At 71.8% G+C, this 26975-nt stretch carries 24 protein-coding genes, 1 rRNA gene and 1 riboswitch; of the genes, 12 read left to right on the forward strand and 13 right to left on the reverse strand.

Translation table 11 applies throughout. From position 1 onward, the window contains the following. The 4 genes from ACWDD9_RS00005 to ACWDD9_RS00020 form a co-directional block, all read right to left on the reverse strand. Positions 1-88, reverse strand: a 16S ribosomal RNA gene (locus tag ACWDD9_RS00005); the annotation flags it as partial. A gap of 443 nt (positions 89-531) precedes the next feature. Continuing rightward, entirely contained in the window at positions 532-1608 is a 1077-nt protein-coding gene (locus ACWDD9_RS00010) for a threonine aldolase family protein (RefSeq protein ID WP_049650550.1), read from the reverse strand. After that, positions 1605-2363, reverse strand: coding sequence for an SDR family NAD(P)-dependent oxidoreductase (locus ACWDD9_RS00015; protein ID WP_079272480.1), 759 nt, complete (start codon positions 2361-2363; stop codon positions 1605-1607). The genes ACWDD9_RS00010 and ACWDD9_RS00015 overlap by 4 nt, the downstream gene beginning before the upstream one ends. After that, positions 2360-3760 (reverse strand): DUF6421 family protein, encoded by a 1401-nt coding sequence (locus ACWDD9_RS00020; RefSeq protein ID WP_049650551.1) that lies wholly within the window; start codon positions 3758-3760, stop codon positions 2360-2362. Before ACWDD9_RS00020 ends, ACWDD9_RS00015 begins: the two co-directional genes overlap by 4 nt. A gap of 530 nt (positions 3761-4290) precedes the next feature. Here ACWDD9_RS00020 and ACWDD9_RS00025 point away from each other — a divergent pair. The 5 genes from ACWDD9_RS00025 (at position 4291) to ACWDD9_RS00045 (ending at position 8882) form a co-directional block, all read left to right on the forward strand. Beyond that, complete coding sequence (locus ACWDD9_RS00025) at positions 4291-5178, forward strand: ABC transporter substrate-binding protein (protein WP_449810366.1); 888 nt, start codon at positions 4291-4293, stop codon at positions 5176-5178. A 68-nt stretch (positions 5179-5246) separates the two neighbouring features. Continuing rightward, positions 5247-6146, forward strand: a complete 900-nt coding sequence (locus tag ACWDD9_RS00030) for an amino acid ABC transporter permease (protein WP_117492502.1) — start codon at positions 5247-5249, stop codon at positions 6144-6146. Continuing rightward, positions 6143-6901 carry an amino acid ABC transporter ATP-binding protein gene (locus tag ACWDD9_RS00035; protein WP_049650554.1) on the forward strand — a complete coding sequence of 253 codons (759 nt, stop codon included), beginning with the start codon at positions 6143-6145 and terminating at the stop codon, positions 6899-6901. The genes ACWDD9_RS00030 and ACWDD9_RS00035 overlap by 4 nt, the downstream gene beginning before the upstream one ends. Before the next feature lie 324 nt (positions 6902-7225). Next, positions 7226-7780 (forward strand): DUF5134 domain-containing protein, encoded by a 555-nt coding sequence (locus tag ACWDD9_RS00040; protein ID WP_449810367.1) that lies wholly within the window; start codon positions 7226-7228, stop codon positions 7778-7780. 154 nt (positions 7781-7934) lie between these two features. Continuing rightward, positions 7935-8882 carry a M56 family metallopeptidase gene (locus ACWDD9_RS00045; protein ID WP_449810368.1) on the forward strand — a complete coding sequence of 316 codons (948 nt, stop codon included), beginning with the start codon at positions 7935-7937 and terminating at the stop codon, positions 8880-8882. 58 nt (positions 8883-8940) lie between these two features. Here ACWDD9_RS00045 and ACWDD9_RS00050 read toward each other — a convergent pair whose 3' ends face one another. Continuing rightward, complete coding sequence (locus tag ACWDD9_RS00050; RefSeq protein ID WP_049650557.1) at positions 8941-9375, reverse strand: MarR family winged helix-turn-helix transcriptional regulator; 435 nt, start codon at positions 9373-9375, stop codon at positions 8941-8943. Between the two features lie 87 nt (positions 9376-9462). Here ACWDD9_RS00050 and ACWDD9_RS00055 point away from each other — a divergent pair, with 87 nt between their 5' ends. Further along, positions 9463-10977, forward strand: a complete 1515-nt coding sequence (locus ACWDD9_RS00055) for an MFS transporter (RefSeq protein WP_449810369.1) — start codon at positions 9463-9465, stop codon at positions 10975-10977. A 228-nt stretch (positions 10978-11205) separates the two neighbouring features. After that, positions 11206-11811, forward strand: a complete 606-nt coding sequence (locus ACWDD9_RS00060) for a TetR/AcrR family transcriptional regulator (protein ID WP_049650559.1) — start codon at positions 11206-11208, stop codon at positions 11809-11811. Between the two features lie 79 nt (positions 11812-11890). Here the strand turns inward: ACWDD9_RS00060 and ACWDD9_RS00065 are convergent, their stop codons facing one another. Next, positions 11891-12757: a helix-turn-helix domain-containing protein gene (locus tag ACWDD9_RS00065; RefSeq protein ID WP_049650560.1), complete on the reverse strand. Its 867-nt coding sequence runs from the start codon at positions 12755-12757 to the stop codon at positions 11891-11893. A gap of 418 nt (positions 12758-13175) precedes the next feature. Between ACWDD9_RS00065 and ACWDD9_RS00070 the strand changes: the two genes are divergently transcribed. Beyond that, on the forward strand, positions 13176-13751 hold the full coding sequence (locus tag ACWDD9_RS00070; RefSeq protein ID WP_241853036.1) for an ATP-binding protein: 576 nt from the start codon (positions 13176-13178) through the stop codon (positions 13749-13751). A 385-nt stretch (positions 13752-14136) separates the two neighbouring features. On the opposite strand, the gene ACWDD9_RS00075 is transcribed toward ACWDD9_RS00070, so the two are convergent. Continuing rightward, complete coding sequence (locus ACWDD9_RS00075) at positions 14137-14400, reverse strand: DUF397 domain-containing protein (protein ID WP_074004386.1); 264 nt, start codon at positions 14398-14400, stop codon at positions 14137-14139. Between the two features lie 558 nt (positions 14401-14958). Between ACWDD9_RS00075 and ACWDD9_RS00080 the strand changes: the two genes are divergently transcribed. The 3 genes from ACWDD9_RS00080 (at position 14959) to ACWDD9_RS00090 (ending at position 18408) form a co-directional block, all read left to right on the forward strand. Beyond that, positions 14959-15918, forward strand: a complete 960-nt coding sequence (locus ACWDD9_RS00080; protein ID WP_234348297.1) for a hypothetical protein — start codon at positions 14959-14961, stop codon at positions 15916-15918. Between the two features lie 450 nt (positions 15919-16368). Continuing rightward, a riboswitch (cyclic di-AMP (ydaO/yuaA leader) is annotated at positions 16369-16539 on the forward strand. Continuing rightward, positions 16526-17911 carry a transglycosylase family protein gene (locus tag ACWDD9_RS00085; protein WP_449810370.1) on the forward strand — a complete coding sequence of 462 codons (1386 nt, stop codon included), beginning with the start codon at positions 16526-16528 and terminating at the stop codon, positions 17909-17911. It overlaps the preceding riboswitch by 14 nt. A 296-nt stretch (positions 17912-18207) precedes the next feature. Then, positions 18208-18408: a hypothetical protein gene (locus tag ACWDD9_RS00090; protein WP_117492512.1), complete on the forward strand. Its 201-nt coding sequence runs from the start codon at positions 18208-18210 to the stop codon at positions 18406-18408. 129 nt (positions 18409-18537) lie between these two features. Here ACWDD9_RS00090 and ACWDD9_RS00095 read toward each other — a convergent pair whose 3' ends face one another. The 5 genes from ACWDD9_RS00095 to ACWDD9_RS00115 form a co-directional block, all read right to left on the reverse strand. Further along, complete coding sequence (locus ACWDD9_RS00095) at positions 18538-19557, reverse strand: LacI family DNA-binding transcriptional regulator (protein WP_181970866.1); 1020 nt, start codon at positions 19555-19557, stop codon at positions 18538-18540. A 25-nt stretch (positions 19558-19582) separates the two neighbouring features. Continuing rightward, positions 19583-21280: a glycoside hydrolase family 13 protein gene (locus ACWDD9_RS00100; RefSeq protein ID WP_049650564.1), complete on the reverse strand. Its 1698-nt coding sequence runs from the start codon at positions 21278-21280 to the stop codon at positions 19583-19585. A gap of 113 nt (positions 21281-21393) precedes the next feature. Then, positions 21394-22299, reverse strand: a complete 906-nt coding sequence (locus ACWDD9_RS00105) for a sugar ABC transporter permease (protein ID WP_049650565.1) — start codon at positions 22297-22299, stop codon at positions 21394-21396. Positions 22300-22339: 40 nt separating this feature from the next. After that, a complete protein-coding gene (locus ACWDD9_RS00110) occupies positions 22340-23341 on the reverse strand; it encodes a carbohydrate ABC transporter permease (protein ID WP_049650566.1) in 1002 nt (333 codons plus the stop codon). A gap of 201 nt (positions 23342-23542) precedes the next feature. Beyond that, positions 23543-24820: an extracellular solute-binding protein gene (locus tag ACWDD9_RS00115; protein WP_074004381.1), complete on the reverse strand. Its 1278-nt coding sequence runs from the start codon at positions 24818-24820 to the stop codon at positions 23543-23545. A gap of 310 nt (positions 24821-25130) precedes the next feature. On the opposite strand from ACWDD9_RS00115, the gene ACWDD9_RS00120 reads away from it, so the two are divergent. Then, positions 25131-25634: a GNAT family N-acetyltransferase gene (locus ACWDD9_RS00120; protein ID WP_117492516.1), complete on the forward strand. Its 504-nt coding sequence runs from the start codon at positions 25131-25133 to the stop codon at positions 25632-25634. Positions 25635-25726: 92 nt separating this feature from the next. On the opposite strand, the gene ACWDD9_RS00125 is transcribed toward ACWDD9_RS00120, so the two are convergent. After that, the gene (locus ACWDD9_RS00125; RefSeq protein WP_082345467.1) at positions 25727-26794 is read right to left on the reverse strand and encodes an aldose epimerase family protein; all 1068 of its coding nucleotides are present in this window, start codon (positions 26792-26794) and stop codon (positions 25727-25729) included. Between the last annotated feature and the right edge of the window lie 181 nt (positions 26795-26975).

The raw sequence follows: 26975 nt of genomic DNA on the forward strand, positions 1-26975 counted from the left end.
TCCACCCCGAAGGGCTTCACCGTTCGACTTGCATGTGTTAAGCACGCCGCCAGCGTTCGTCCTGAGCCAGGATCAAACTCTCCGTGAATGTTTACTCGGCCCCAACAATCAAGCAGGGCCGGTCCACACCCGCGTTGAGCGGCACGGCAACCACCGGAATAGGGCGGCCCCGCGCACTGCGTCCTCGCTAGTGTTTGTTTCAAAAGGAATCTCCAACCACAGTCGCAATGACCGAGGCCGGGGATGTCAACATATCTGGCGTTGACTTTTGGCACGCTGTTGAGTTCTCAAGGAACGGACGCTTCCTTCGGACCGCCTTCCAGCGGACCCTCCGGGCTTCGTTCTTTCGTGTTTCCAGCTTATCAGACGCTTTCCGCTCCGTTTTCCGGAGTTTCATTCATCGGATTCACTTTCCGCTTTGCCGCCCCGGTCTCCCGCGGCGACTCCGGAACTGTACGGGCACCGGCCCGCCACATGCAAATCGTCCCGCCCCGCTGTCGCGGGACGGGACGATCCGTCGTTCGAGCACCGTCAGGCGCGGCCCATCTCCTCGGCGATGGCCGCCGCGAAGGCGTCGATGTCGGCCTCCGTGGTGTCGAAGGCGCACATCCAGCGGACCTCGCCGGTGTGCTCGTTCCAGAAGTAGAAGCGGTAGCGCTTCTGGAGCCGCTCGCTCACCTCGCGCGGGAGGATCGCGAACACCGCGTTCGCCTGGGCCGGGCGGACCACCTCGACGCCGTCGATCTTCCGGACCGCGGCCTCCAGGCGGCTGGCCATCGCGTTGGCGTGGCCGGCGTTGCGCAGGTAGAGGTCGCCGGAGAGCAGGGCCTCGAACTGGACCGAGACGAAGCGCATCTTCGAGGCGAGCTGCATCGAGGTCTTGCGCAGGTACGTGATGTTGCGAACCCGCTCCGGGTTGAGCACCACCACGACCTCGCCGAACAGCAGGCCGTTCTTCGTCCCGCCGAAGGAGAGCACGTCGACGCCCACGTCGGTGGTGAAGGCGCGCAGCGGCTGGCCGAGCGAGGCGGCGGCGTTGGCCAGGCGGGAGCCGTCCACGTGGACGAGCATGCCCAGCTGGTGGGCGTGCTCGGTGATCGCGCGGATCTCGTCGGCGGTGTAGAGGGTGCCGAGCTCGGTGCTCTGGGTGATGGAGACCGCGAGCGGCTGCGCGCGGTGCTCGTCGCCGAAGCCCCAGGCCTGCTGGTCGAGCAGCTCGGGGGTGAGCTTGCCGTCCGGGGTGGGGACGGTGAGCAGCTTGATGCCGCCCATCTTCTCCGGGGCGCCGCCCTCGTCCACGTGGATGTGGGCGGACTCGGCGCAGACCACCGCGCCCCAGCGCGGGAGCAGGGCCTGGAGGGCGACCACGTTGGCGCCAGTGCCGTTGAAGACGGGGTAGGCCTCGGCCTTGTCGCCGAAGTGGCGGCGGAAGACGTCCTGGAGGTGGGCCGTGTAGTCGTCCTCGCCGTAGGCGATCTGGTGGCCGCCGTTGGCGAGGGCTATCGCGGCGAGGACCTCCGGGTGCACGCCGGCGTAGTTGTCGCTGGCGAAGCCGCGGACGGCGGGGTCGTGCCGCCGTACCGCGTCCGTACGGGTGAGGTCGGTCATCGGGCTGTCAGCCACAGGTGCTGTCCGTTCAGTTCTGCTGCGGGGCGGTCCCAGAGGCCCGCCAGGTGTCCGGCGAGGTCGGCGGTGTCGGTGAAGCCGGCGAACTTCGCCTCCGGCTTCTCGGCCCGCATTTCGGGACTGACCAGCGCCTTGATGACCAGGATCGCAGCCGCCGCGGTGGGCTCGCCGTCGGGGGCGGTGGTCTCCTTCTTGAAGGAGTCGGCCATGGCGAGGGTCCACGCCTCGGTGGCGGCCTTGGCGGCCGCGTAGGCGGCGCCGCCGGCGGTGGGCTTGTGCGCGGCCGCGGCGGAGATCATCGCGTAGCGGCCGGCGGTGCTGCGGACCAGCGCGGGCTGGAAGGCCAGCGAGGTGTGCTGGAGGGTGCGCACGACGGTGTCGTGCAGGAAGTCCCAGTCGTCCAGCCGGGTGTCGAAGAAGGTCTTGCCGCCGCGCCAGCCGCCGACCAGGTGGAACAGGCCGTCGACGTGGCCGTGCTCGGACTCCAGGTGGTCGGCCCAGTCGTGGACCTCCTGGGGGTCGAGCAGGTCGATCACCTGGCCGCTGACCTTGGCCCCGCGGACGGCCACCCGGGTGGCGTCCAGCGCGGACTCCAGGCGCTGGGCGTCGATGTCGGCGCCGATCACGGTGGCGCCGTCGGCGGTGAGGCGGCGCAGCACGGCGCGGCCGGCCGGGCCGCTGGCTCCGGCGACGGCGATGACCTTGCCGGCCAGCGGGGCGTTGGTGGAGGTGGTCACGCGGCGGCTCCCTGGATCCCGGCGCCGGTGATGCCGGCGGTGGCGGCGATGACGCCGCTCAGCTTCTTGTTGAGGGCCTCGTAGAACATGCTCAGCGGGAACTCGTCCGGGAGCACGGCGTCGCAGAGGGCCTTGTTGAGGGCCTTGCCGTCGGTGATGTCGAGCGGCAGGGCCTCGGAGCCCTTCGCCCAGGTGGAGGCCGGGTGCGGGGTGAGGTAGCGGGAGACCAGCTCGTACGCGGCGATCCAGTGGGCCGGCTTCGGCCGGTCGATGCCGTCGCGGTAGAGGGTCTCGATCTCGGCGCAGAGCGCGTTGGTGACCTGCTGGGCGCGCTCCCAGTCGATGCTGAGGCGGTTGTCGCGCCAGCGCAGCGCGTCGTGCTTGTGCAGGTAGGCGAAGAGCAGCTGGCCGCCGAGGCCGTCGTAGTTGCGCACCCGGTCGCCGGAGACCGGGAAGCGGAACAGGCGGTCGAAGAGGACCGCGTACTGGACGTCGCGGGCGTGCGGGTTGCCCTCGGTCTCCAGCTGCACCGCCTCCTTGAAGGTGGTGAGGTCGCAGCGGAGCTCCTCCAGGCCGTACATCCAGAACGGGCTGCGCTGCTTGATCATGAAGGGGTCGAACGGCAGGTCGCCGTGGCTGTGGGTGCGGTCGTGGACCAGGTCCCACAGGACGAAGGTCTCCTGCGCGCGCTGCTGGTCCTGGAGCAGGCCCTCGGCGTCGGCCGGGATCTCCAGGCCGAGCTGCTGGACGGCGCTGGTGGTGACGGCGCGGAAGCGCGCGGCCTCGCGGTCGCAGAAGATGCCGCCCCAGGTGAATCGTTCCGGCGCCTTGCGCACGGAGACCGTCTCGGGGAAGAGCACGGCGGAGTTGGTGTCGTAGCCGGCGGTGAAGTCCGTGAAGGTGATCGGCACGAACATCGGGTTGTCGAAGCGGGTGCGCTCCAGCTCGGCCAGCCAGTCGGGCCACACGACGCTCAGCAGGACGGCTTCCAGGTTGCGGTCCGGGTTGCCGTTCTGGGTGTACATCGGGAAGACGACCAGGTGCTCCAGCCCGTCCTCGCGCTGGGCGGCGGGCTGGAAGGCGAGGAGCGAGTCCAGGAAGTCGGGCTCGCGGTAGCCGGTGTCGGCCCACTTGGCGAGGTCCGCGTCGACGGCGGCCAGGTAGGCGGCGTCGTGCGGGAAGTTCGGAGCGAGCTCCTGGACAGCGGCGCGGACGGTCGCGACCAGCGGGTCGACCGTGTGCCGCTGGACGGCGGCCAGGTCGATCGAGCCGTCCTTCGACTGGAGCGGGCGCAGCGTCTCGACGGCCTCCTTCAGGCGCAGCCAGGCCGGGTGGCCGGCGAGGGTCGAGACCGGGGCGTCGGCCGCCACAGCGAGCCTTGGCGAAAGATTCTGCATCGTGGACTCACTTCGACAGGAGTTATTTCAACGGGAACACCATAAGTACGAAAGGTTCTCCCGTTCAAGGGGGGCCGGACGGGCAAAGTTCCGGCGCACCACCGCTCCGGCGCGGAAACCTTCGGCGAGAGGCGGGTTGTCCGGCATGTGGACAGTGATCTGGATGTTCTGGACAGATGCGCCGTTCTGATGCGAACCTCCCCGCATGCTCCCGGCGGTGATCACGGTGGCCGTACGCCACGACAGCCCGTTCCGGGCGCCCTCCCGTCGGCACGTCTGCCGTCGCTGTCGCGCGCGCGGCCTCTGCTGCCGCTGTCGCCGCTGTTGTTGACCGGCCTGCCGCCGACCCGGCTGCCGCCGGTCCGGCTCGGGGGGCGCCGCGGACGCGGGCCCGTACGCCGACCATGCCGCGTGTGTTCCGGCGCCGCCACCGGGGGGAAGTGACCCGCCGGGATGCGGGCCGCCCGTCGCGCCCTCCCGTGCCCCTCACCTTCCTTCCGTCCCGCCGGTCCTTTCCCTGGAGCCCCGTCATGACCCTCCGCAAGCCGTCCGCCGTACTGCCCATCGCCGCGCTGGTCGCCGCCGCGGCCGTGCTGACCGCCTGCGCGCCGCAGGACTCGAAGTCCGACGCCGCCCCGGGCGCCTCGGGCGCGGCCGGGACGGCGGCGGGCTGCGCGCCGGGGGCGCTGGCCACGCGTACCGCCGGGACGCTGACCGTCGGCACCGACAAGCCCGCGTACGACCCGTGGTTCACCGAGGACAAGCCGGAGAACGGCAAGGGCTTCGAGTCCGCCGTGGCCTACGCGGTCGCCGAGAAGCTCGGCTACCCGAAGGAGAAGGTCAGCTGGGTGGTGGCGCCGTTCAACAAGGCGACCTCGCCGGGTGCCAAGGACTTCGACTTCGACATCAACCAGGTGTCCGTCAGCGACGAGCGCAAGCAGGCGGTGGACTTCTCCTCCGGTTACTACGACGTGCGCCAGACCGTCATCGCGCTGAAGAACTCCAAGGCGGCGGGGGCCAGGAGCATCGCCGACCTCAAGGGCGCCAAGCTCGGCGCGCAGGTCGGCACCACGAGCCTGGACACCATCACCGACACCATCAAGCCGAGCACCCAGCCGGCCGTCTTCGACTCCAACGACCTGGCCAAGGCGGCGCTGAAGAACGGCCAGATCGAAGCGCTGGTGGTGGACCTGCCGACCGCCTTCTACATCACCGGCGCCGAGGTGCCGGAGGCCCAGGTGGTCGGCCAGTTCGAGGTGTCCTCGCGGGCCGAGCAGTTCGGCCTGGTGCTGGACAAGGGCTCCAAGCTGACCGGCTGCGTCTCCCAGGCGGTGGACGCGCTGCGCGCCGACGGCACGCTGGCGAAGCTGGAGAAGCAGTGGCTCTCCGACGCCGTCTCGGCACCGGTGCTGAAGTGAGTGCTGACCTGGGCCCCCGGCCGAGCGGGGAGTCGTCGGGCGGGGAATCGTCGGGCCGGGAGGGCTCGGTGGACCTCGCCAAGGCCCCGGCGGCGCGGACCGGGACGCCGGCCGCGGAGGACGGCTACCGCCCGTCCGAGCGGCGGCTGGCGCACGAGGCCTACCGGCGCTCCCGGGCCCGCCGCTCGGCGCTGATCGCCACCGCGTCGACCCTGGCGACGGCCGTCGTGCTCTACCTGCTGGTCGTCAACTCCCCCGGCTGGGAGGTGACCCGGCGGACCTTCTTCAACCTCGACTACGCCCGCCAGGCACTGCCCGAGGTGCTGAAGGGGCTGCGGCTGAACCTGGAGCTGATGCTCGGCTGCGGGGCGCTGATCCTGGTGTTCGGACTGCTGCTCGCGGTGCTGCGGACGCTGCGCGGGCCGGTCTTCCTGCCGGTGCGGCTGCTGGCCACCGCGTACGTGGACTTCTTCCTCGGGCTGCCGATGATCATCTGCCTGCTGGTGATGATCACCGGGGTGCCGGCGCTGCGGCTTACCGGGGTGACCACCGATCCGCTGCTGCTGGGCGGGGCAGCGCTGGTGCTGACGTACTCCGCGTACGTCTCCGAGGTGTTCCGCTCCGGCATCGAGTCGGTGCACCCGAGCCAGCGCGCCGCGGCCCGGTCGCTGGGGCTGACCAACGCGCAGGCGATGCGGTACGTGGTGCTGCCGCAGGCCGTCCGCCGGGTGGTGCCGCCGCTGCTCAACAACCTGGTGAGCCTCCAGAAGGACACCGGGCTGGTCTCGATCGGCGGGGCGATCGACGCGGTGTACGCGGCGAAGATCATCGCGGCCCGGTCCTTCAACTTCACGCCGTACCTGGTGGCGGGGCTGGTGTTCATCGTGCTGACCATTCCGTTGACCCGGTTCGCCGACTGGCTGACCACCCGGATGAACCGCCGCCAGCTGCAGGGAGGTGCGGTGTGACGTCGAGCGAGGTGCTCCGGCTGGAGTCGGTGCGCAAGACCTTCGGCGACCAGGTGGTGCTGCGCGACGTGGACCTCGCCGTGGCCGAGCACTCGGTGACGGCGCTGATCGGAGCGTCCGGCTCCGGCAAGTCCACGCTGATGCGCTGCGTCAACCTGCTGGAGGGGATCGACGACGGGGCGATCTTCCTGGACGGTGAGGAGATCACCGATCCGCGCGCGGACGAGGACGCCGTACGGCGCCGGATCGGCGTGGTGTTCCAGTCGTACAACCTGTTCCCGCATCTGACGGTGCTGGAGAACATCACGCTCGCGCCGCGCCGGGTGCACCGGGTCGCCCGGGCCGAGGCGGAGGCGCGGGCGCTGGAACTGCTCGACCGGCTCGGGCTGGCGGCCAAGGCGAAGGAGTACCCGGACCGGCTGTCCGGCGGGCAGCAGCAGCGGGTCGCCATCGTGCGCGCGCTGGCCACCGGGCCGCGGCTGCTGCTCCTGGACGAGATCACCGCGGCGCTCGACCCGGTGCTGGTCGGCGAGGTGCTGTCGGTGGTGCGGGACCTCAAGGAGCAGGGGATGACGATGGTCCTCTCCACCCACGAGATGGGCTTCGCCCGCGAGGTCGCCGACCGGGTCTGCTTCCTGGACGGCGGGGTGGTGCTCGAACAGGGGCCGCCGGAGCAGGTGTTCGGCGACCCGCGGGAGGAGCGCACCCGGCAGTTCCTCAGCCGGGTGGTCGCCTCGGGGCGGCTCCAGGGCTGAGCGGGCACGCCCGTCCGGCGGGCACCGCGCTATGCGGCCGGGGTTTGCCACGAGGCGTGCGGTGGGCGTGCGGCAGGCGTGCGGCCAGGGCTTTCGCGAGGACGGGCACCACTGTGCGCCCCCGTACGCGCCCTGGCCACGCCCGGCCGGGTGCGGTGATCGTGGACCGGACGTCCGTCGCCGCGCACGGGGGCGGCGCACGGGCGACAGCCGACGGGTGACAACTGACAGCCGACAGATTTCATCATCTGTTCGCTGACCGCTGTCCGTTGTCATCTGTTCGCCGCCCGCCGCCCCGTCGCCCACCGCCCCGGGAGGCCTCCGTTGCACGGACCCGCCCTGGTCAACTGGCTCCTCGCCCTCCTCGCCGCCGGCGCGGGCACCTCCTGCCTGACCCGGCTGCGCCACTCCCCCTGCGCCCCGGGCGGCGCACACCGGCCGCTCGCCCGCGAGTCCGACGCCGCCGAGGCCCTGATGGGGCTCGGCATGGCCGCGATGGCCGTCACCGGCGCCACCGTCCCGGCCGCCGTCTGGGCCGGGCTCTTCGGCCTCCCCGCCGCCGCCTTCCTGCTCGCCGCCGTCCACGCCCCGGCCGGGCGGGCGCACCGCCTGCACCACGCGGTCGGCGCGCTCGCCATGACGTACATGGCCCTCGCGATGGCCGGCGCCTCCGGCCACGGGCACCACCAAGCCGCCGCCCTGGGCCTTCCGGTGCTGACCGGGGTGCTCCTCCTCTACTTCGGCGGGTACACCCTCTGGACCGGCAGCCGGCTGCTGCGCACCCCGGCGGGCGCCCTCGCGGTCGGCACCACCGGTCTGCCACAGGCCTGCCGACTCACCATGGGGATCGGCATGTTCGCCATGCTCCTGACCATGTGACGGCCGCACGCCACGACCTCCGGCGCCCCAAGGCCCCCGTCCGGGCGTGGCGTTGGTCACTGGCCGGACGAAAGCCGTTCCACCGGACGTCGCCAGCGCATAGGTTGGCGGGGAGCGCGTTGTCGCGTTCCGTGCGTACTCGGGGAGCCCATCGATGCCTGCCCTGATCGGCCTGCTGCTGCTCGGCCTGCTGCTCTCGACCGTCGCGCCCCGGCTGCTGGCCCGGGCCCGCTGGGCGGAGCGCGAACCGGTGCTGGCACTGCTGGTGTGGCAGTGCCTGGTGGTGGCCGTCCTGCTCTGCTGTGCGCTGGGCCTCCTCCTGGCGGCCTCCGCCGCCCTGCCGGAGCTGCGCGCGCTGCTGTTCCGCGGCGCGCCGCACGGCGTGGAGGCGGCGTACGGCCTCCAGGAGGCCGAGGGCTGGGGCCGGCTGTGCGCCGCGGCACTGGCCGCGGGCGGGGTGCAGACGGTGTTGGCGCTCACCCGCGAGGTCCGCACGGCCAAGGCGCTGCGCAGCCGCCGGCACGCCCAACTGGCCACCCGCGCACCCGAGTTGCCGGACAGCATCGAGAGCGACCGGAGCCGCCGGGAGCGGCTGGTGGTCCTGGAGAACGTCCGCCCGGAGGCATGGTCGCTGCCCGGACCGGACTCCCGGCTGGTGGTCACCACCGGCGCCCTCCGGCAGCTGACCGACCGGGAGCTGGCGGCCGTGCTGAGCCATGAGCGCGGCCACGTCCGGGCCCGGCACCACTGGCTCCAGCAGTTCGCCCAGGCGCTCGCCTCCGGCTTCCCCGGGGTCGGCGTGTTCAGCGCCTTCCGGGACCAGGTGGCGGAGCTGGTCGAGCTGGCCGCCGACGACCGGGCCGCCCGTCGGCACGGCCGGCACACCACCGCCCTGGCGCTGGCCGAACTCAACCTGGACCGCGGGGTGTTCGGCTCCTGTCCGCCCGGCCTGGCGCAGTCCCCGAAGCGGGTCGACCGGCTGCTCGCGGGCCGTCCGCGGCTCTCCGCCCCGCACCGGCTGCGGCTCACCGTCGGGGCGCTCGCCGCGCCCGCCGTGGTCGTCCTGCTGGCCGCCGCGCCGGGGCTGCACTCGCTGCTCTGAGGCCAACCCGGCTTCAGCCAGGGGTTCTTGACGTTCCGTCAGCCGGAAAATCGATCCGTCAGTCGGTGGACGATCCGCAGGCCGGCCCGAGTCCGCCGCCGAGGGTCAGCTCCAGCACCTGGCGGTGGAGCGGCCTGGCCTGCTCGTACCGTTCCCGCCCGGCCTCGGTGAGGGTGAGCACGACGCCCCGCCGGTCGCTCTCGCACATCGCCCGGGTGACCAGTCCGGCCTTCTCCAGGCGGGCGATCAGCCGGGAGAGCGCGCTCTGGCTCAGGTGGACGGTGTGGGCCAGTTCGCTCACCCGCACCGCGGGCCCGCCGCCGCCCCCGCACTCCTCGACGAGGCGCTCCAGCACCTCGAACTCGCTCATGCCCAGCCCGTACCGGTCGCCCAGCTCGCGGTCGAGCATGCAGGCAGCGGCAGCGTGCCGGGCCAGCAGCTCGCGCCACTGCGCGACGAGACCGGTCTCCGCCGGGGAGTCGAGTTCAGCCACGCCGCCACCCTAGCACGTGCATCGACAATTATTGCGTTCACATCTAATTCACTTGCATTGAATGCATGTGCATGTACTGTCCTCCCCATGACCACCGCGACCGTCCCATCACCCGATGCCCCGTCAACCAGCGGGCCGCACTGGACTCCCCGCCTCTGGGGCACCCTGATCGTGCTCTGCGCCGCCATGTTCCTGGACGCCCTGGACGTCTCCATGGTGGGCGTCGCCCTCCCGTCCATCGGCTCCGACCTGCACCTGTCCACCTCCACCCTGCAGTGGGTGGTCTCCGGCTACGTGCTCGGTTACGGCGGTCTGCTGCTGCTCGGCGGACGCGCCGCCGACCTGCTCGGCCGCCGCCGGGTGTTCCTGGTCGCCCTGGGCGTCTTCGCCGCCGCCTCACTGGTCGGTGGCCTGGTCGACGACGGCGGCCTGCTGATCGCGGCCCGCTTCCTCAAGGGCGTCAGCGCCGCCTTCACCGCCCCGGCCGGCCTGTCGATCATCACCACGACCTTCGCGGCGGGCCCGGCCCGCAACCGCGCCCTGTCGATCTACACCACCTGCGGTGCCAGCGGCTTCTCGCTCGGCCTGGTGCTCAGCGGCCTGCTCACCTCGGTCGGCTGGCGCTGGACCTTCCTGATGCCCGTCCCGGTCGCGCTGCTCGCGCTGGTCTTCGCCGTCCGGCTGCTCCCCCGCCCGGTCGAGGAGCGCGCCAAGGGCGGCTACGACGCGCTGGGCGCGATCACCGGCACCGCGACCGTTCTGCTGCTGGTCTTCACCGTCACCGAGGCCCAGGGCGCCGGCTGGCTGAGCGCGCGCACGCTCGGCTCGATGCTCGTCGTCGCCCTGCTGGCCGCCGCCTTCCTGCGGGTGGAGAGCCGCGCCGCGCACCCGCTGGTCCGGCTCGGCATCTTCCGCAACGGTTCGGTCGCCCGGGCCAACGTGGTCGCCTTCGCGATGACCGGCGCCTACGGCGGCTTCCAGTTCGTGGTCACCCTCTACCTCCAGCACCTGCTCGGCTGGTCGGCCCTGGAGATGGCCCTCGGCCTGCTCCCCGCCGCGGCCCTCATCGCGCTCTCGGCGCCCTTCATGGGCCCGATCGTGGACCGCTTCGGCACCGGGCGGCTGCTGCCGATCGGCCTGCTCTCGCTGGTCGCCGCCTTCGCGCTGTTCCTGCGGCTGGACGAGCACAGCTCGTACCCCGGCCTGGTGCTGCCCTCGATGCTGCTGCTCGGCGTGGGCTTCGCCTTCGCCTTCCCCTCGGTGAACATCGCCGCCACCGACGGCGTGGGCGACGAGGAGCAGGGCCTGGCCTCGGGCCTGGTGAACACCGCGATCCAGGTCGGCACCGCGGTGGTCCTGGCCGGAGCGACCGCGATGATCACGGCCGGCAGCGCGGGCGGCGACAGCCCGCAGGCCCAGCTGGACGGCTACCGGCCGGCGCTGCTGTTCGTCACGATGGTCGCCCTGGTCGGCCTGGTGGTCGCGGCGGCCGGCGCCCTGGTGGACCGGCGCCGCGCCTCAACTCCCGCGCCGGTGCCGGATTATGATTACTCATCAGCCGGGTCGACCGCGGCCCGCGCCGAAGTCCTGACCGAGCGCTGACCCCGGGCCCCGCCCGCGGCCGATCTCCGGGCCGTCGGGCCGTGGCGCCGGCTCCACCAAACCCCCGTGTTGGTGGAGCCGGCCGTCTTCGTGGCGGCCGCCCGGGCAGCGCCCCTCGGGGCACGGTTCCTCGGTGCGGCTGTCGGCTCCGCAAGTATATTGGCTGGCAGCCAACGAACGTTCGGAGCAGACACGATGGCACCTCGCGGGGATTCGGTCAATGAGGAGATGCGGCAACGCTCCCGCCGACGCATCATGCGGGCCACCGTCGAGCTGGTTGACCAGCGCGGATACGCGGGCACCACGCTGACGGACATCGCCGAGCGGGCCGGGCTCGCCCGCGGGCTGCTCTCGTACTACTTCGACGGCAAACGGCTGCTGATGCAGTCCGCGACGCACCGGATGATGCACCAGTCGCTGGCCTGCGCCTTGGCCGAACTGGCACCCGGTTCCTCGCCGAACGCCCGGCTGGCCCGGGCGATCGACACCGTGCTGGGGCTGGCGCTGGACCACCCCCGGGTGATGCGCTCGCACCTGGCACTGATCCTCGACCCGGACACCGGCGCCTTCGTCCAGGACCCGGAGCAGCAGCAGCTCGGGGCCCTGCTCCAGGGGCTGCTGCTCGACTGGGGCGCGCCCGACCCGGTCGCCGAGCACGCCGTCCTGCGCAGTGCGCTGATGGGCGGCTGCATCGGGGTGCTGCTGCCGGGCGCCGAGATCCCGCTGGCGCCGATCCGGGCCGACCTCTTCCGCCGCTACGACCTGGCCTGGGAGCTGGGCCGCCCGCCGCAACCGTCCCCGCCGGAACGCGAGAGGCCGCCGGCCCGCGACTGACGGCGGGTGGGCGGCCTGGCGGACCGACTGCCGGGGGCCTCGCGAGGGAGGGATCTCACAGGCCCCGGACGGCAGCGGCTCAGCGTTCCTTCAGGATCGAGGCGAGCAGGTCTATCGTGCGCTCCGGCGTGAGACTGTCCACGCAGAGCCGCTCCATGACCTGGATGTAGGCGTCGACGTCGTCGCGCTTGTCCAGGTAGAGCGCGCTGGTGAGCTGCTCCAGGTAGACCACGTCCGCGAGGTCCTGCTCCGGGAAGCGCAGGATCGTGAACGCCCCGGACTCGCCCGCGTGCGCGCCGAACCGGAACGGCATGACCTGGATCACCACGTTGGCCTGCTCGGCGACGTCGATCAGGTACTGCACCTGACCGCGCATCACCTGGGGCCCGCCGACCGGCCGGCGCAGCGCGGCCTCGTCGATGACCGCCCACAGGCGCGGGCTGGCCCCCTCGGTCAGCAGTTTCTGACGGCGCAGCCGGAGGCTGACCCGCCGTTCGACCTCCTCCTCGCTGATGACCGGCCGACTCTGGCCGAAAACCGCCCGTGCGTACTCCTCGGACTGCAGCAGTCCGGGGATGAACTGCACCTCGTAGGTGCGGATGAGCTGGGCGGCCTCCTCCAGGCCGACGTAGGTCTGGAACCAGCCCGGCAGCACGTCGTTGAAGCTGTGCCACCAGCCGGACTTGTTGGCCTCGCGGACGAGGCCGAGCAGGGCTTCCCGCTCGATGCCGTCGTCCACGCCGTACAGGCTGAGCAGGTCGGCGACGTCGCGCTCCTTGAAGCTGACGCGGCCGAGTTCCATGCGGCTGATCTTGGACTCGGAGGCCCGGATCGCGTAGCCCGCGTCCTCGCGGGTGATGCCGCGCGCCTCACGCAGGCGGCGCAGCTGCGAGCCGAGGAGGATCCGGCGGACCATCGAGCCGCCGCCCGGCTGAACTGTGGTCATGCGGTCGAAACCTCCACCTAGGGCAAACAGCGCACAGTCTGCCATCAGTTGAGCGCTCACGGTGCCGATACTGACGGATGTTCCTATCAGTTCTGCACTCCACGCACCAGGATGCACGTGCATTCGGCGCTTGCATATGCCAATAGTGCGACTGCACGTGAATCGACTCTTGCATCTGCAGTGAGCGCACACCACCATGGTGCACGTGCACCTGCACATCCCTGGCAATCCCGCGGGCTCCGCGTCGACCCCACGCGCGACTCCGTGCACCGACCCGACGGCGTCCCCCGCGTCATCGGGCGTTCGAGTGCGCGCGCGCCTGGTCGAGGGGGCGGCCGAGCGGCCGAGCGAGTCGGAGGTGACCGGCATGACCCCGGCGGGTCCAGCCGTGTCCGCCCCCTTATGGGAGGAGCTCTTCATGAGCACCGGTACGGCTTTGGCGGTTGACCCCCATGTGGTCACCTGTACGCTCGCTCCTCGCTTCGAAGCCGTCAGAACCGCGCGGGACTTCGCTCGGAGCACGCTCCAGCTCTGGGGCCTGACGGAACTGTTCGACGACGTCGCGCTGGTGGCCTCGGAACTCGTGACCAACGCGCTCCGGCATGCGATCGGCGCACGGCCCGACCCGTCGGGCGGCGCCCTGGGCGAGTACGACTTTCCCATGAAGCCGACCGCGGACGGCCGGCTGCCGATCCGAATAAGCCTGGTGCACCGCGCACCCCAGGTGGTCTGCGCGGTGAGCGATCCGAGCAGCACCGGCCCGGTCGCCCGGGAGGCCGACTTCGTCGCCGAATCGGGCCGCGGGCTGCACCTGGTGGAGTCGTTCAGCCGCTCCTGGGGCTGGCACCCGCTGGGCAGCGGCAAGGTGGTCTGGGCGATGTTCGAGGCCGAGTCGGTCGGCGGTTCCCCGCTGGACGGACACCCCGGGCTCGGCGGCCGCTCACCGCTCGACGGTCCCGTCGACGTCGGCGGACGGCATCGGCGCTCGGCCTAGGACGGGCCCCGCGCTCCGAGCGGGTCCTGTACTCCCAGCGGGCCCCGTGCTCCGAGCGGGCCCGGCGTTCCGGACGAGCCCTGACCCCGGGACAGGCCCTGCGCTCCGGAGGAGCCCTGCCTTCGGGACGGACCCCGCGCCGGACGGCGCGCGGCCGGTCGACGGACACCCCGGGAGGACCGCACCCCGGGCGCTTCCAGCAGGCCCCGTCGAGAGCCTCCGGCACCACGGAACCGCGAGCGGCTCAGCGCGGCCGGGCGGGCCGGGCGGCCGGACGGATGCGGGAGAGACCTCCGGAGCGAAGACATCCGGAGGAGACAAAGACAAAGGCCGTCGTGGTGTCGGCACCCACGACGGCCCCCCGATGATGGAGCACGGCGGCCGGTCAGACCGCCAGGTGGTCGAACTCCCCGTCCTTCGCCCCCAGCAGCAGGGCGGAGATCTCGGCCCGGGTGTAGATGAGGGCGGGGCCGTCCGGGAACCGCGAGTTGCGCATCGCCACATCGCCGCCCGGCAGGGCCGCGAACTCGACGCAGTTGCCCTGGGAGTTGCTGTGCCGGCTCTTCTGCCAGACCACCCCCTGGAGATCGGCGGCGGCCATCCCGTTGTAGGTGTCGTACGAGCCGTGCGTGTCCTGCGAGTCGTGCATAGAAATCTCCCGAAGAGCTCCGGAGTTGTCGTCCAGCGCGGCGCCCCCGGCACCGCCGAAACGAACGGACCGGCCCCGTACCGGTCCGGCACAACGCCTCACTTGACGTGATGATAGCCGCAGTGCACGTGCATCAGCACGGGACATTGCAGGTGCACGAGGCCTTTTACCCGCAGCCGCGAACTCTTCACGGGCCCTTCCCCTGACGGTACGTAAACGGACATAGCCGATGAATCGTCGAGCCCGCGATAACCGGCCGTGAGCACCTCCCCGCTGAATGTTGATCTTCGAATGCCGGGAGTCGCCCGCCCGTGACCCTCCGTCAATCCGGGCTCATGCTGTGAGACATCTCACGCGCCCCGGGTGCAACGCCCGCCCCCTCGGATCGCGTCGGGACAAGCACCGGCCACCATGCGGGGGTTGGGCGAAGAATGTCCGGATTGTAGGCAAAGCGCCCGGACCGGCGCCGGAGACGCACCGGGTCCGTACCGCGAGCACGCGAAACCCGTACGGCAGCCGACTGCAAGCCGGACGGGCCGATGTCCTACGATCTCCGGCATGAGCACCGCAGCCATTCCGGGCGCGCCACTGCCCGTCCGTACTCCAGGCTCCCGTGCGCGGGGGCGCCACCGTCGTCCCGAGCGCCCCGAGATCCCGGCCGGCGCCCCGGCCCTGGTGCTCGCCGTGCCCGCGACCGCCGGGCCCGAGTCCCGCTCGGTCGTCGAGGAGCTGCTCTCGATCGTCCGCACCGAGCAGAACGGCGTCCAGACGGCCGTCGGCTACCTCCCCGGTGACGGTGCGGCGGGCGCGAGCGGCGAGGACCGCACCGTGGCCGAGCTGCTGGCCCTGGCCGCCGAGGCCGGGCGGCCGATGCCCGTCCTGGTGCCGCTGGTGCCCGGCCCGCACACCTTCCTGACCGGGCTTCACGCGCTCGCCGCCGAGTACGGCGCGCCCGTCACCGACCCGCTGGGCCCGCACCCGCTGCTGGCCGAGGCCGTGCACGTCCGGCTCTCCGAGGCCGGGCTGGCCCGGGCCGACCGCGCCCGACTGTTCGCCATCGCGACCGCCGCGGACGGCGTGGTGCTGACCACCGTCGGCGGCGAGGACGCGGCCGCCGCGGCCGGCATCACCGGCGTGCTGCTGGCCGCCCGGCTGGCCGTGCCGGTCGTCGCCGCCGCGCTCGACGTGCCCGGCTCGGTGGCCGCGGCCGTCAACCACCTCAAGGACACCGGCTCGCAGCGCCCGGCGCTGGCCCCGCTGGTGATCGGCCCGGAGGCGGACTCCGAGCTGCTCGCCACCGCCGCCGAGGAGACCGGCTGCCCGTCGGCCGCGCCGCTGGGCGCCTACCCGTCGGTCGGCCAGCTGATCGCCTCCACCTACCTGGCCGCGCTGCCCACGCCGTCCCCGGAGGACCTGGCACGGGCCGAGGCGGAGGCGGCGGCCGCCGCCGAGGCCGAGGGGGTCGTGGAGGGCTCCCGTGGCGCCCACGCGGCCGCCGAGGGGCCTGGCGGACGATAAGGACACCGCGCGCGGGTTCGCGCGCACGGAAGGGCCCGGAACGCATCGCGTTCCGGGCCCTTCCGTGTACTTCCCCCACCCCGTCCGTCCCGTACGGGAGTCACCCGGCAATGAAGGGGAATGTCCGTTCTGGCGCTATTTGAAAGGAAATAGGGAGCGTGGATTCACATGCGCCGATCGCGACCGCTCCCCCACCCGCCGGAGTGCGCCACTCCGCGATTCGACGCACCGTCACGCCACTCCTGAGGCGGAGCCAGTTGTCGGCTTCCACAACAGCATTGCCTGAAAACGATCATTTACGATCATGGTGAGTGGCAATTTTGGCAGTTTCCACTAAACCGTGATGCACATCACAGTGGTTTGCAGTTTGAACTTAAGTCTGATTAACGTGCTCCCCGTTCGTGACCACACGAACCCGGTCATCCGCAACGCCGAGTCCTGCCGTCGGATGTCCTGGAAGCGCGAAAACGCACCACGGCAGGAGCGGGGGACCCACAGGTAAGTCGCCCCGGACCGCTCTCCGGAACGGTCCAGGGCTAGGGGTGAAGCCGTGCTCACCGCACGGCCGGGCAACTCCAGCCCGAATCCGACAGCTCACCTCGCAGGCGTGGGAGAGGACCACGTCTTCATGCTGCCCACCAACGGCACCCGTCTGTCCGGCCGTACCCGTCGCGTGATCGCCGCCCTCGGCGTCGCGGGCGTCGGCCTCACCGTCCCCTGCCTCACCACCGGCACCGCCTCGGCCGCCTCCGTCGCCACCTGGGACAAGGTCGCCCAGTGCGAGAGCGGCGGCAACTGGAGCATCAACACCGGCAACGGCTTCTACGGCGGCCTCCAGTTCACCTCCAGCACCTGGTCCGCCTTCGGCGGCACGGCCTACGCGGCCCGCGCCGACCTGGCCACCAAGGACCAGCAGATCGCCGTCGCCGAGAAGGTCCTCGCCTCGCAGGGCCCCGGCGCCTGGCCGGTCTGCTCGGTCCAGGCCGGGCTCACCAAGGGCGGCGCCGCGGCCGCCGTTGACACCTCGGCGGGTTCGACCGCCGCCAAGCCCGCCGCGCCCGCCCAGAGCGCCAAGCCGGCCGCTCCGGCCGCGAAGCCCAGCGCCGAGCCCGCGCAGCCCCAGACCCCCGCCGCGAAGCCCGCCGCGCCCGCCCAGGGCGACGCGCAGGCCTCCACCGACTCCGCCGCCTCCGGCAACCGGAGCGACTGGGTGCAGAAGCGCCAGCAGCAGGCCCAGGGCGGCGACTACACCGTCGTCGAGGGCGACTGGCTGTCCGCGATCGCCGACCAGCACAAGGTGCAGGGCGGCTGGCAGCGGCTGTACGACCTCAACCGCGGCACCCTGACCGAGGGTCCGGACACCATCTACCCGGGCCAGCAGCTGTCCTTCGGCGGCAACGGCCAGGCCCGGGCCGGCCAGTCCTCCGCCGGCACGTCCGGCTCGGACTTCACCTGGTTCGACCGCTCGCAGAAGTCCGGCCAGTCCGCGAACGGCGGTGCCGTGAACGCCCAGCCGACCGCGCAGCCCGAGGCCCCGGCCGCCAAGCCGTCCACCAAGCCGGCCGCGAAGCCCGCCACCAAGCCCGCTCCCCAGACGCAGACCCAGACCCAGACCCAGGCGCCGGCCGCGACCGGCAGCATGGCCGCCGCGGTCTCCTTCGCCCAGTCGAAGGTCGGTCAGGCGTACGTCTACGGCGGCACCGGCAACGGCGGCTGGGACTGCTCCGGCCTGACCCAGGCCGCGCTGCGCGCCGCGGGCGTCTCCGTCCCGCGCGTCGCCGCCGACCAGGCCGCCGCCAGCACCCACGTCTCGCTGGACAGCCTCCAGGCGGGCGACCTGCTGTTCTGGTCCAACAACGGCAAGGACTCCGGCGTCTACCACGTCGCGATCTACATCGGCAACGGCAAGTACGTCGAGGCCGCCAACCCGAGCTCGGGCGTCCGCGAGCAGAGCATCGCCAACTGGGCCCCGGACTTCGCCGGCCGGGTCTGAGGACGGCGCACGGTCCACGGCGCACGGCCGACGGACGGCCGGTAACAGCTGACGGGTAACAGATAACAGCTGACAGCTTTCAACATCTGTCAGCTGTTATCCGTCAGCTGTCGGCCGTCGTCCGAACGCTGACCGCCCACCACCCCCGGGGAGAGTCTGGTCGCTCCTCCCCGGGGGTTCCGGCGTTCCCGGGGCCCCGGCGTGCCCGACCGTTCCCGACCGCGGTTCCGCCCCGTTCCGTGGTGGATCGCCGCCCCAGCGGGCATGCTGCTGCTCTGCACCCGAGGAGGAGTCACATGGCCCAGGTCACCGTCACCCTCGACGCGAACCTCGCGATCGACGCGATGATGCTCTCCGGCACCAAGAGCCCCCAGGACGCCGTCGAACTGGTTCTGCGCGACTACCTGGCCCGCGGCCGCCGCACCGAGACCCGTACCGGCGAGGCCGCCGATGGGCACCGCCTGACCGCCGACCGCCCTACCGCCCAGGAGGGCTGACCCACCCCACGGCCCGCCACGGTCCGGCACGGCCCGCCACGGCCCGCGACGGCCGACCGCGCGCACGCCGACGGGCCCCGGAGAGCGATCGCCCTCCGGGGCCCGTCCGACGGCCGTGGCGGCCGGGGTTCAGCGCGCGCAGGCCCCGGTGGACCCGCGCATCACCAGCTCCGGCTGGAACATGAACTCGCCGCGCTGGGCGGCGTTCCCGCCGACCTCCTCCAGCAGCGCGTCCACCGCCGCCGTGGCCATCGCCTCGACCGGCTGGCGGATCGTGGTCAACGGCGGCTCGGTGAAGGCGATCAGCGGAGAGTCGTCGAAGCCGACCACCGACACGTCCTGCGGCACCGACAGCCCGCGCTGCCGCACCGCCCGGATCGCCCCGAGCGCCATCATGTCGCTCCCGCAGACGATCGCCGTGCAGCCCTTGTCGAGCAGCGCGCCGGCCGCCGCGTGCCCGCCCTCCACGCTGAACAGCGTGTGGTGGACGAGGTTCTCGGCCTCCTCCCGGCCGAGCCCGAGCACCTCGCGCATCGCCGCCGTGAAGCCCTCGATCTTGCGCAGCACCGGTACGTACCGGCGCTGACCGACGGCCAGTCCGATCCGCTCGTGCCCGAGTTCGGCCAGGTGCTGGACGGCCATCCACATCGCGGCGCGGTCGTCCGGCGAGATGAACGGCGCGTCGATCTTCTCGCTGTAGCCGTTGATCAGCACGAACGGCACCCCGCGCCCGGCCAGCCGGGCGTAGCGGTCGTGGTCGGCGGTGGTGTCGGCGTGCAGGCCGGAGACGAAGACGATGCCCGCCACGCCCCGGTCCACCAGCATGTCCACCAGTTCGTCCTCGGTGGACCCGCCCGGCGTCTGGGTGCACAGCACCGGGGTGTAGCCGTGCCGGCTGAGCACCTGCTCGATCACCTGGGCCAGCGCCGGGAAGATCGGGTTGCTGAGCTCCGGCGTGATCAGGCCGATCAGCCCGGCGCTGCGCTGGCGAAGGCGGGTCGGCCGCTCGTACCCGAGCACGTCGAGTGCCGCCAGCACGGTCTGCCGGGTGGCGGCGGAAACGTTCGCCTTGCCGTTGAGCACGCGGGAGACGGTGGCTTCGCTGACCCCCGCCTGCGCCGCGATGTCTGAGAGTCGCGCCGTAGTCACGGTCCCAGAGCCTATTCCAACCACGTCAGACCGCCCACCAGCCGGTGCTGTCCGGAGCGAGCACCGTCTCGCCGCCGTCCACCACGAGGTCGGTCGAGGCGAGCAGCAGCGTGCCCGGGGCCGCGATCCGCACCGGCTCGCCGGTGGTGTTCACGGTGCAGACGAAGGCGCCGCGGCGGAACGCCAGGGTGCCCTCGGGGCTCTCCAGCCACTCGACCCCGGTGCCGGCGCCGAGGTCGGGCTGGGCCCGGCGGACGGCCAGCGCGCTGCGGTAGAGCTCCAGGGTGGAGTTCGGGTCGCCGGTCTGCGCCTCGACGCTCAGCTCGGCCCACTCGGCCGGCTGCGGCAGCCAGGACGGCCCGCCGGCCACCGGGCCGAAGCCGTACGGGGCCTCGGTGCCGGACCACGGGATCGGGACGCGGCAGCCGTCGCGGTAGCCGTCCTGGCCGGCCTGGCGGAAGAAGGACGGGTCCTGGCGGACCTCGTCGGGCAGGTCGGTGACGTCCGGCAGGCCGAGCTCCTCGCCCTGGTAGACGTACGCCGAGCCGGGCAGCGCGAGCATCAGCAGGGTGGCGGCGCGGGCGCGGCGCAGGCCGAGCGCCCGGTCGCCGGGGGTGCGGATCTGGGTGCCGAGGCCGGGCTCGTTGGCGAACCGGGTGGCGTGCCGGGTGACGTCGTGGTTGGACAGCACCCAGGTGGTGGGGGCGTCGACCGGACGCATCGAGTCGAGCGAGAGGTCGATCACCTCGCGCAGCGCGGCGGCCTCCCAACCGGTGCCCAGGTACTGGAAGTTGAAGGCCTGGTGCAGCTCGTCGGGGCGGACGTAGTTGGCGGTGCGCTGGACGGTCGGGGTCCAGGCCTCGGCGACGCCGATCCGCTGCCCCGGGTACTCGTCGAGGATCGTGCGCCAGCTGCGGTAGATCTCGTGCACGCCGTCCTGGTCGAAGAACGGCATGACGTCGTTGCCGAGCAGCTTCAGCTGGTCGGCGCCGCCGAGGTCGGGCAGGCCGGGGGCCTTGACCAGGCCGTGGGCGACGTCGATGCGGAAGCCGTCCACGCCCATGTCGAGCCAGAACCGCAGGATCGAGCGGAACTCGTCGGCGACGGCCTGGTTCTCCCAGTTGAAGTCGGGCTGCTCCGGGGCGAACAGGTGCAGGTACCAGTCGCCGGGGGTGCCGTCCGGGTTCTCGCTGCGGGTCCAGGCCGGGCCGCCGAAGATGGACTCCCAGTCGTTGGGCGGGAGTTCGCCCTGCTCGCCCTTGCCGGGGCGGAAGTGGTAGCGGTCGCGCAGCGGGGAGCCGGGGCCCTCCCGCAGGGCGCGCTGGAACCACTCGTGCTGGTCCGAGGAGTGGTTGGGGACGAGGTCGACGATGATCCGCAGGCCCAGGTCGTGGGCGTCCCGGATGAGGGCGTCGGCGTCCAGCAGGGTGCCGAACATCGGGTCCACGGCGCGGTAGTCGGCGACGTCGTAGCCGGCGTCCGCCTGCGGCGAGGCGTAGAACGGCGAGAGCCAGACCGCGTCCACCCCGAGGTCGCGCAGGTAGGGCAGGCGGCTGCGGACGCCGGGCAGGTCGCCCATGCCGTCGCCGTTGGAGTCGGCGAAGCTGCGCGGGTACACCTGGTAGATGACCGCGTCCCGCCACCAGCCTCTGGACGCGCTGACGTTCGCCTCGTGAGCGGTGTCGGCGGCAGGCCGGGAGGTGTCGGCCAGGTTCTGGGTCATGGACGGTATCCCTTGGGGACTAGAGGAGCGGAAGGCGCCGGGACGTGGAGGCGCGTGACGACGTGGTCGGGAGCGGCGGCGTTGCGGGTGGTGCGTGACGACGCGGTGGCGCGCTACGACTTGGAGGCGCCGGCGGTCAGACCGGTGACCAGGTGGCGCTGCACCAGGTAGAAGAAGGCCGCGGACGGGATCGCGATCAGCACGGCGGTCGCGGCCATCAGGTTCCACTGGGCGTCGTGCTCGCTGACGAAGGTCTGCAGGCCCACGGCCAGCGTGTACTTGTCGGAGCTGAGCATGAACGTGGAGGCGAACGGCACCTCGGCCCAGTAGGTGAGGAACGAGTAGAAGGCCGCCACCGCCAGGCCCGGGCGGGCGAGCGGCAGCACCAGCCGCCAGAAGGTGCCGAACGGGCTGAGCCCGTCGACCCGGCCGGCCTCGTCGATCTCCACCGGGATGGTGTCGAAGTAGCCCTTCAGCAGCCAGGCGCAGTACGGCACGGTGGTGGTCGAGTAGACCAGGATCAGGCCGGTGTAGCTGTCCAGCAGGCCGAGTTCGGAGAGCATCGTGTACATCGGCACGATCAGCACCGCGATCGGGAACATCTGGGTGACCAGCAGCGACCACATCAGCGGCTTGTGCCCGGGGAACTTCATCCGGGAGACGGCGTAGCCGGTGGTGGCGGCGAGCATCACGCCGAACACGGTGGTGACCCCGGAGACCAGCAGGGCGTTGCCGAACCAGGTGAAGAAGTCGGTGTCGGACAGCACGTGCTGGTAGTTCGACAGCGTCAGCTTGTCGAGGATCTGGCCGGGGTGGAGGTAGTCGGTCTTGTCCGGGCCGAGCGAGACGAACAGGATCCACGCGACCGGGAACAGCGCGATCAGGCCGGCCAGGATCAGGGTGCCGTGGGACAGCGCCCGGGCCAGCGGGCTGCGCTCGCCGCGGCGGCGGACCTTGGCGGGCCGGGCCGCCGGGGCCGGGGCCGCCGCACGGGCCGGGAGTTCGGTGGTGGTGCTCATCGGGGGTACCTGCCTTCGTGGGTCAACTGGGTCCGGGGCCTCAGCCGTTGGCCTGCTCGTTGCGGGCGAGCCAGCGCCGGTAGAAGGCGGTGAAGACGATCAGGATGGACAGCAGGATCACGCCGTAGGCGGCGGACTGCGCGTAGTCCCGCGGGATCTGGCCGAAGCCGAGGCGGTACGCCCAGGTGACCAGCAGCTGGGCGTCGGGGGCGCCGGTGCCGAACAGCAGGAAGATCACGTTGAACTGGTTGAACGTCCAGATCACGCCGAGCAGCACGACCGTGGAGGAGACGGAGCGCAGGCCGGGCAGGGTGACGTACCGGAAGCGCTGCCAGGCGGTGGCGCCGTCCATCTCGGCGGCCTCGTACAGCTCGGCCGGGATCGACTGGAGGCCGCCGAGCAGCGAGATCATCATGAACGGCACGCCGGCCCAGGTGTTCACCATGATCGCGGCCGCCTTCTGCGCCCACGGCTCGGTGAGCCAGCCCGGCTCGGGCAGGTGCAGGAAGGAGAGGATGCTGTTGACGACGCCGCCGTCGGCGAGCATCAGGCGCCAGGAGAAGACGGTGACGAAGGTCGGTACGGCCCACGGCAGGATGAGCAGCATCCGGTAGGCGGCGCGGCCGCGCAGCTTCTGGTTGAGCAGCAGCGCGAGGCCGAGCCCGAGGGTGTAGTGCAGGAAGACGCAGACGGCCGTCCAGGCGATGGTCCAGACGAAGTGCGACCAGAAGCGGTCGTACGAGCCCGGGCCCCACAGGATGTCGGCGTAGTTGTGGAAGCCGACGAACTGGTAGGTCGCCGGGATCTCGTTGACGCCGATCTTGCGCGCCATGTTGAGGCTGTTGGCGTCGGTGAGGGTGAGCCAGATGCCCTCGGCGAGCGGGTAGAGCACCAGCACGCCGAGCACCAGCACGACCGGGGCGATCATCGCGTAGGCGTACCAGTGCTTGGCGTAGGAGCGCTTGACGCGTTCCAGCAGGCCCGGACGCTGCTCGCGCTCCCGGCTGCCCTTGCCGGTGGCGCCCTGCACGGCGACTGACATCGTTTGCACCTTCTCGGGGGGATTCTCGGGGGGAGCCGACGGCCCGGCCCTCCGGGGGGCGACAGGTGAGGGCGGCGCCGAACGGCGGACGGCGAACAACTGACAGATGATGAAATCTGTTCTCTGTTATTCGTTCGCCGTCACGCGTTCGGCCGCTCCTCGTCCGCTGTCACCCGTCGACCGGCGGGCCGGGCACAGGGACTACTTGGCGAAGCCCGGCAGGAGCTTGGCGTAGTCGGTGGAGACGGTGTTCAGCGCGTCCTGGGTGCTCGTACCCTGGACGGCCTTGCCCAGGTTGGTGCTCAGCGAGGCGAACAGCGAGCTGTACTCGGGCAGTTCGGGGCGCGGCTTGGCGCTGCTCAGCACGGCCTGGAAGCCGGCGATGCCCGGGTCGGCCTTGACGTCGGCGGTGAAGGCGTCGGAGCGGGTCGGCAGGGTGGAGTTCTTCTGCGCGATGAACGCCTGGCTCTCGGCCGAGGTCATGAAGGCGGCGAACTTCTCCGCGGCGGCCTTGTGGGCCTTGTCGGCACCCGCGTACACGGCGATGTTGTGACCACCGGTGGGAGCGGCGGCCTTGCCGCTGGAGCCGGCCGGGACGGCGGCGATGCCGAGGTTGTTCTTGTCGGCGAAGGCCGAGCCCTTGTAGATGTTGGTGATCTCCCAGGGGCCCTGGACGATCGCCGCGACCTTGCCGCTGTTGAAGGCGTCCATCATGTGGGCGTAGGCGTCGGTGGTGACGTCGGCCTTGACGGTGCCGGGCGAGGTGAACATCGTCTTGTAGGTCTCGACGGCCTTGACGGCCTCCGGCGAGGCGACGCTGATCTTCTTGCCGGCGGCGTCGACGGTGTCGGTGCCCTCGCCGTACAGGAACGGCATCGCGTAGTAGCCGTCCGCGGCCTTCAGCCAGAAGCCGTCCACGCCGGCCTTCTCCTTGACGGCGGCGGCGTCGGTCTTCAGCTCGTCCCAGGTCTTCGGCGCCTCGGTGATGCCGGCCTTGGTGAACAGCTCCTTGTTGTAGAGCAGGCCGAGCGTGTCGGTCACCAGCGGAACGCCGTACAGCTTGCCCTCGTACTTGGCCTGCTGGATCAGGCTCGGCTGGAAGGCGGAGGTGTCGGCGGCGGCCGGGGTGCCGTCCAGCGGCTCCAGGAAGCCGGCCTTGGCGAAGGCGGCGGTCCAGCCGACCTCGGAGCGGAACACGTCCGGAGCACCCTTGGCCCCCATGGCGGTCTGCAGCTTGTTCTGCGCCTGGTCGAACGGCACGTTGACGAAGTCGACCTTGACGGTCGGGTTCGCAGCCTCGAACTTCTTGACGAGCTCCTGGTAGTTCGGCGCCTCGTTGGTGGCGTTCGACGTGTCCCAGTACGTGAGGGTGACCGGCCCGTCGGCCTTGCCGTCGGAGCTGGAGCCGCTGCTGCCACAGGCAGCCATCGAGACCGCGAGGGCCACAACGAGGGCAGAGGCCGCGATGCCACGCCGCATGAGAACTCCTAGGGAGGGTGGGGGTGCCCGAGATGTTCCGAGACAGGCGCATAATGGCTGCCTCGTGCCGACCGCACCGTTGCTGCCGTCGGGCTCGGGAAGGAAGTTAACAGCGGCGCAAGAGGGACGGAAAGTCCTTGCAGCAAGTTTCTGCAAGAAACCGCGATCGTTACGCCCGCGTGTCCTGGACGTAGCCACTCGGTAGTTGACGGCGGCACCGATTGCCCCGTTTCGCCCGATTCACCCCTCCGTGGGCTGGCCGACGGAACCACCGTGCGTGGCCGGAAACGCTCTGCAGCAGACTGGACGCATGCGAATCAGAGCCGTCACCAGGGACGAACTTCCGCTGCTCGCCGAGCTGGAGCGGGCCGCCGGCGCACCCTTCGCCGCGATCGGCATGCCGGAGATCGCCGAGGACGAACCCCCCGCACCCGAGGAGCTGGCGCACTACCTGGAGCGGGGCGTCGCCCTGCTCGCCGAGGCCCCCGACGGAACCGTCGCCGCCTACCTGCTGGCCGAGCCGGTGGACGGCGCCCTCCACATCGAACAGGTCTCCGTGCACCCCGACCACGCCCGCCGCGGCATCGGCCGGGCGCTGATCGAGCACCTCGCCGAAACCGCCGACGCCCCGGCGCTCACCCTCACCACCTTCACCGAGGTCCCCTGGAACGCCCCCTACTACGCCCGCTGCGGCTTCCGGCCGCTGGCCGAGGAGGAACTCACGCCGGGCCTGCGCGAGATCCGCCGCAAGGAGGCCGAGCACGGCCTGGACCGCTGGCCCCGGCTCTGCATGCGCCGGGACCTGCGGCCGTAGCGCCGGCCCCGGCCGGCCGGTCCTCCTGATCAGCCCTGCCGGTCGGTCCCAGCCGTCGGTTTGGTACGACCCGTCGGCCCTTCCCACCGGTCCTACTGATGGGTCCCCAGCCGGAGCACGGTGGTCGAGCGGAACTCCTCCCCCGGCCGCAGCTCCGTGCTGGGGAACGCCGGGTGGTGCGGGGAGTCCGGGAAGTGCTGGGTCTCCAGGGCGATCCCGGCGAACGGCCCGTACGGGACGCCGCTCGCGCCGGTGACCGCGCCCTGGAACTTGTTCGCCGTGTAGACCTGGATGCCCGGCTCGGTGGTCAGCACCTCCAGGGTGCGGCCGCTGACCGGGTCCTCCAGCAGCGCGGCCCGCGCCGGGGCCCCGTCCGCCGGACGGGCGCGCAGCACCCAGTTGTGGTCGTAGCCGCCGGGCCCGGCCAGCTGGGGGTGCTCGTCGTGCACCGACTTGCCGATCGGCGTGGCCGCCGTGAAGTCGAACGGCGTGCCGGCCACCGGCTCGGTCCGACCGTACGGGATCTGCCGCTCGTCGGCCGGGGTGTACGCGTCGGCGTCCAGGGTGAGCAGGTGGCCCAGGACGTCGCCGCTGCCTTCACCCGCGAGGTTGAAGTACGCGTGGTTGGTCAGGTTGACGACGGTCGGCTTGCTGGTGACGGCACGGTAGGCGATCACCAGCTCACCGGAGGCGTCCAGGGTGTACGTGACGGTGACGTCCAACGCGCCGGGGAAGCCCTGGTCCCCGTCCGGGCTGTGCAGCGCCAGCCGCACCCCGCCCTCGACCGGTTCGGCCGCCCACATCCGGTGCGCGAAGCCGTCCGGACCGCCGTGGATGGTCATGCCGCCGCCGGTCGGAGCGAGCTGGTGCTCCTCGCCGTCGATGGTGACCGACGAACGGTCGATCCGGTTGGCGTACCGGCCCACCACCGTGCCGTAGTGCCGGGCCGGGCCGAGGATCTCGGACAACCGGTCGGTGGCCAGCAGCAGTTGGGCGGAGCGGCCGGAGCGGTCCGGTGCGCTCAGGGTGTGCAGGGTCGCCCCGAGGGTGAGCACGCTCGCCTCGTACGGGCCGGCCGTGAGCGTCCAGCGCTCGATCGCGGCACCCGCGCCCGAGGGGTCCAGGGGTTCCTGCCGCACGCTGGTGGCCTCGCTCGCCATTGGCCTGCTCCTCACTGGCGGCGGGCGTTGCACCGCGTCCGCCCGGTTCCGGGTCCGTCGAGGGGGCGCCGCGGCAGCCCCGTGTCCGTCAGCCTAGCGACGGCGGCGGCAGCGGGGGCGCTTCCACCAGCCCACGCGCCGCCCCGCGCGCCGCCGTCCACCACCGGGCGCCACCCACACG

Source organism: Kitasatospora sp. NPDC001119 (assembly GCF_053598475.1).

Bases quoted from the DNA above. Each gene is read 5' to 3' on its own strand.
- ACWDD9_RS00080 (WP_234348297.1), top strand. From the start codon at position 14,959: ATGAGCACCGCAGCCATTCCGGGCGCGCCACTGCCCGTCCGTACTCCA.
- ACWDD9_RS00100 (WP_049650564.1), bottom strand. From the start codon at position 21,280: ATGACCCAGAACCTGGCCGACACCTCCCGGCCTGCCGCCGACACCGCT.
- ACWDD9_RS00125 (WP_082345467.1), bottom strand. From the start codon at position 26,794: ATGGCGAGCGAGGCCACCAGCGTGCGGCAGGAACCCCTGGACCCCTCG.
- ACWDD9_RS00120 (WP_117492516.1), top strand. From the start codon at position 25,131: ATGCGAATCAGAGCCGTCACCAGGGACGAACTTCCGCTGCTCGCCGAG.
- ACWDD9_RS00065 (WP_049650560.1), bottom strand. From the start codon at position 12,757: ATGACCACAGTTCAGCCGGGCGGCGGCTCGATGGTCCGCCGGATCCTC.
- ACWDD9_RS00055 (WP_449810369.1), top strand. From the start codon at position 9,463: ATGACCACCGCGACCGTCCCATCACCCGATGCCCCGTCAACCAGCGGG.
- ACWDD9_RS00020 (WP_049650551.1), bottom strand. From the start codon at position 3,760: ATGCAGAATCTTTCGCCAAGGCTCGCTGTGGCGGCCGACGCCCCGGTC.
- ACWDD9_RS00070 (WP_241853036.1), top strand. From the start codon at position 13,176: ATGAGCACCGGTACGGCTTTGGCGGTTGACCCCCATGTGGTCACCTGT.
- ACWDD9_RS00115 (WP_074004381.1), bottom strand. From the start codon at position 24,820: ATGCGGCGTGGCATCGCGGCCTCTGCCCTCGTTGTGGCCCTCGCGGTC.
- ACWDD9_RS00025 (WP_449810366.1), top strand. From the start codon at position 4,291: ATGACCCTCCGCAAGCCGTCCGCCGTACTGCCCATCGCCGCGCTGGTC.
- ACWDD9_RS00075 (WP_074004386.1), bottom strand. From the start codon at position 14,400: ATGCACGACTCGCAGGACACGCACGGCTCGTACGACACCTACAACGGG.
- ACWDD9_RS00060 (WP_049650559.1), top strand. From the start codon at position 11,206: ATGCGGCAACGCTCCCGCCGACGCATCATGCGGGCCACCGTCGAGCTG.
- ACWDD9_RS00010 (WP_049650550.1), bottom strand. From the start codon at position 1,608: ATGACCGACCTCACCCGTACGGACGCGGTACGGCGGCACGACCCCGCC.
- ACWDD9_RS00110 (WP_049650566.1), bottom strand. From the start codon at position 23,341: ATGTCAGTCGCCGTGCAGGGCGCCACCGGCAAGGGCAGCCGGGAGCGC.
- ACWDD9_RS00045 (WP_449810368.1), top strand. From the start codon at position 7,935: ATGCCTGCCCTGATCGGCCTGCTGCTGCTCGGCCTGCTGCTCTCGACC.
- ACWDD9_RS00105 (WP_049650565.1), bottom strand. From the start codon at position 22,299: ATGAGCACCACCACCGAACTCCCGGCCCGTGCGGCGGCCCCGGCCCCG.
- ACWDD9_RS00090 (WP_117492512.1), top strand. From the start codon at position 18,208: ATGGCCCAGGTCACCGTCACCCTCGACGCGAACCTCGCGATCGACGCG.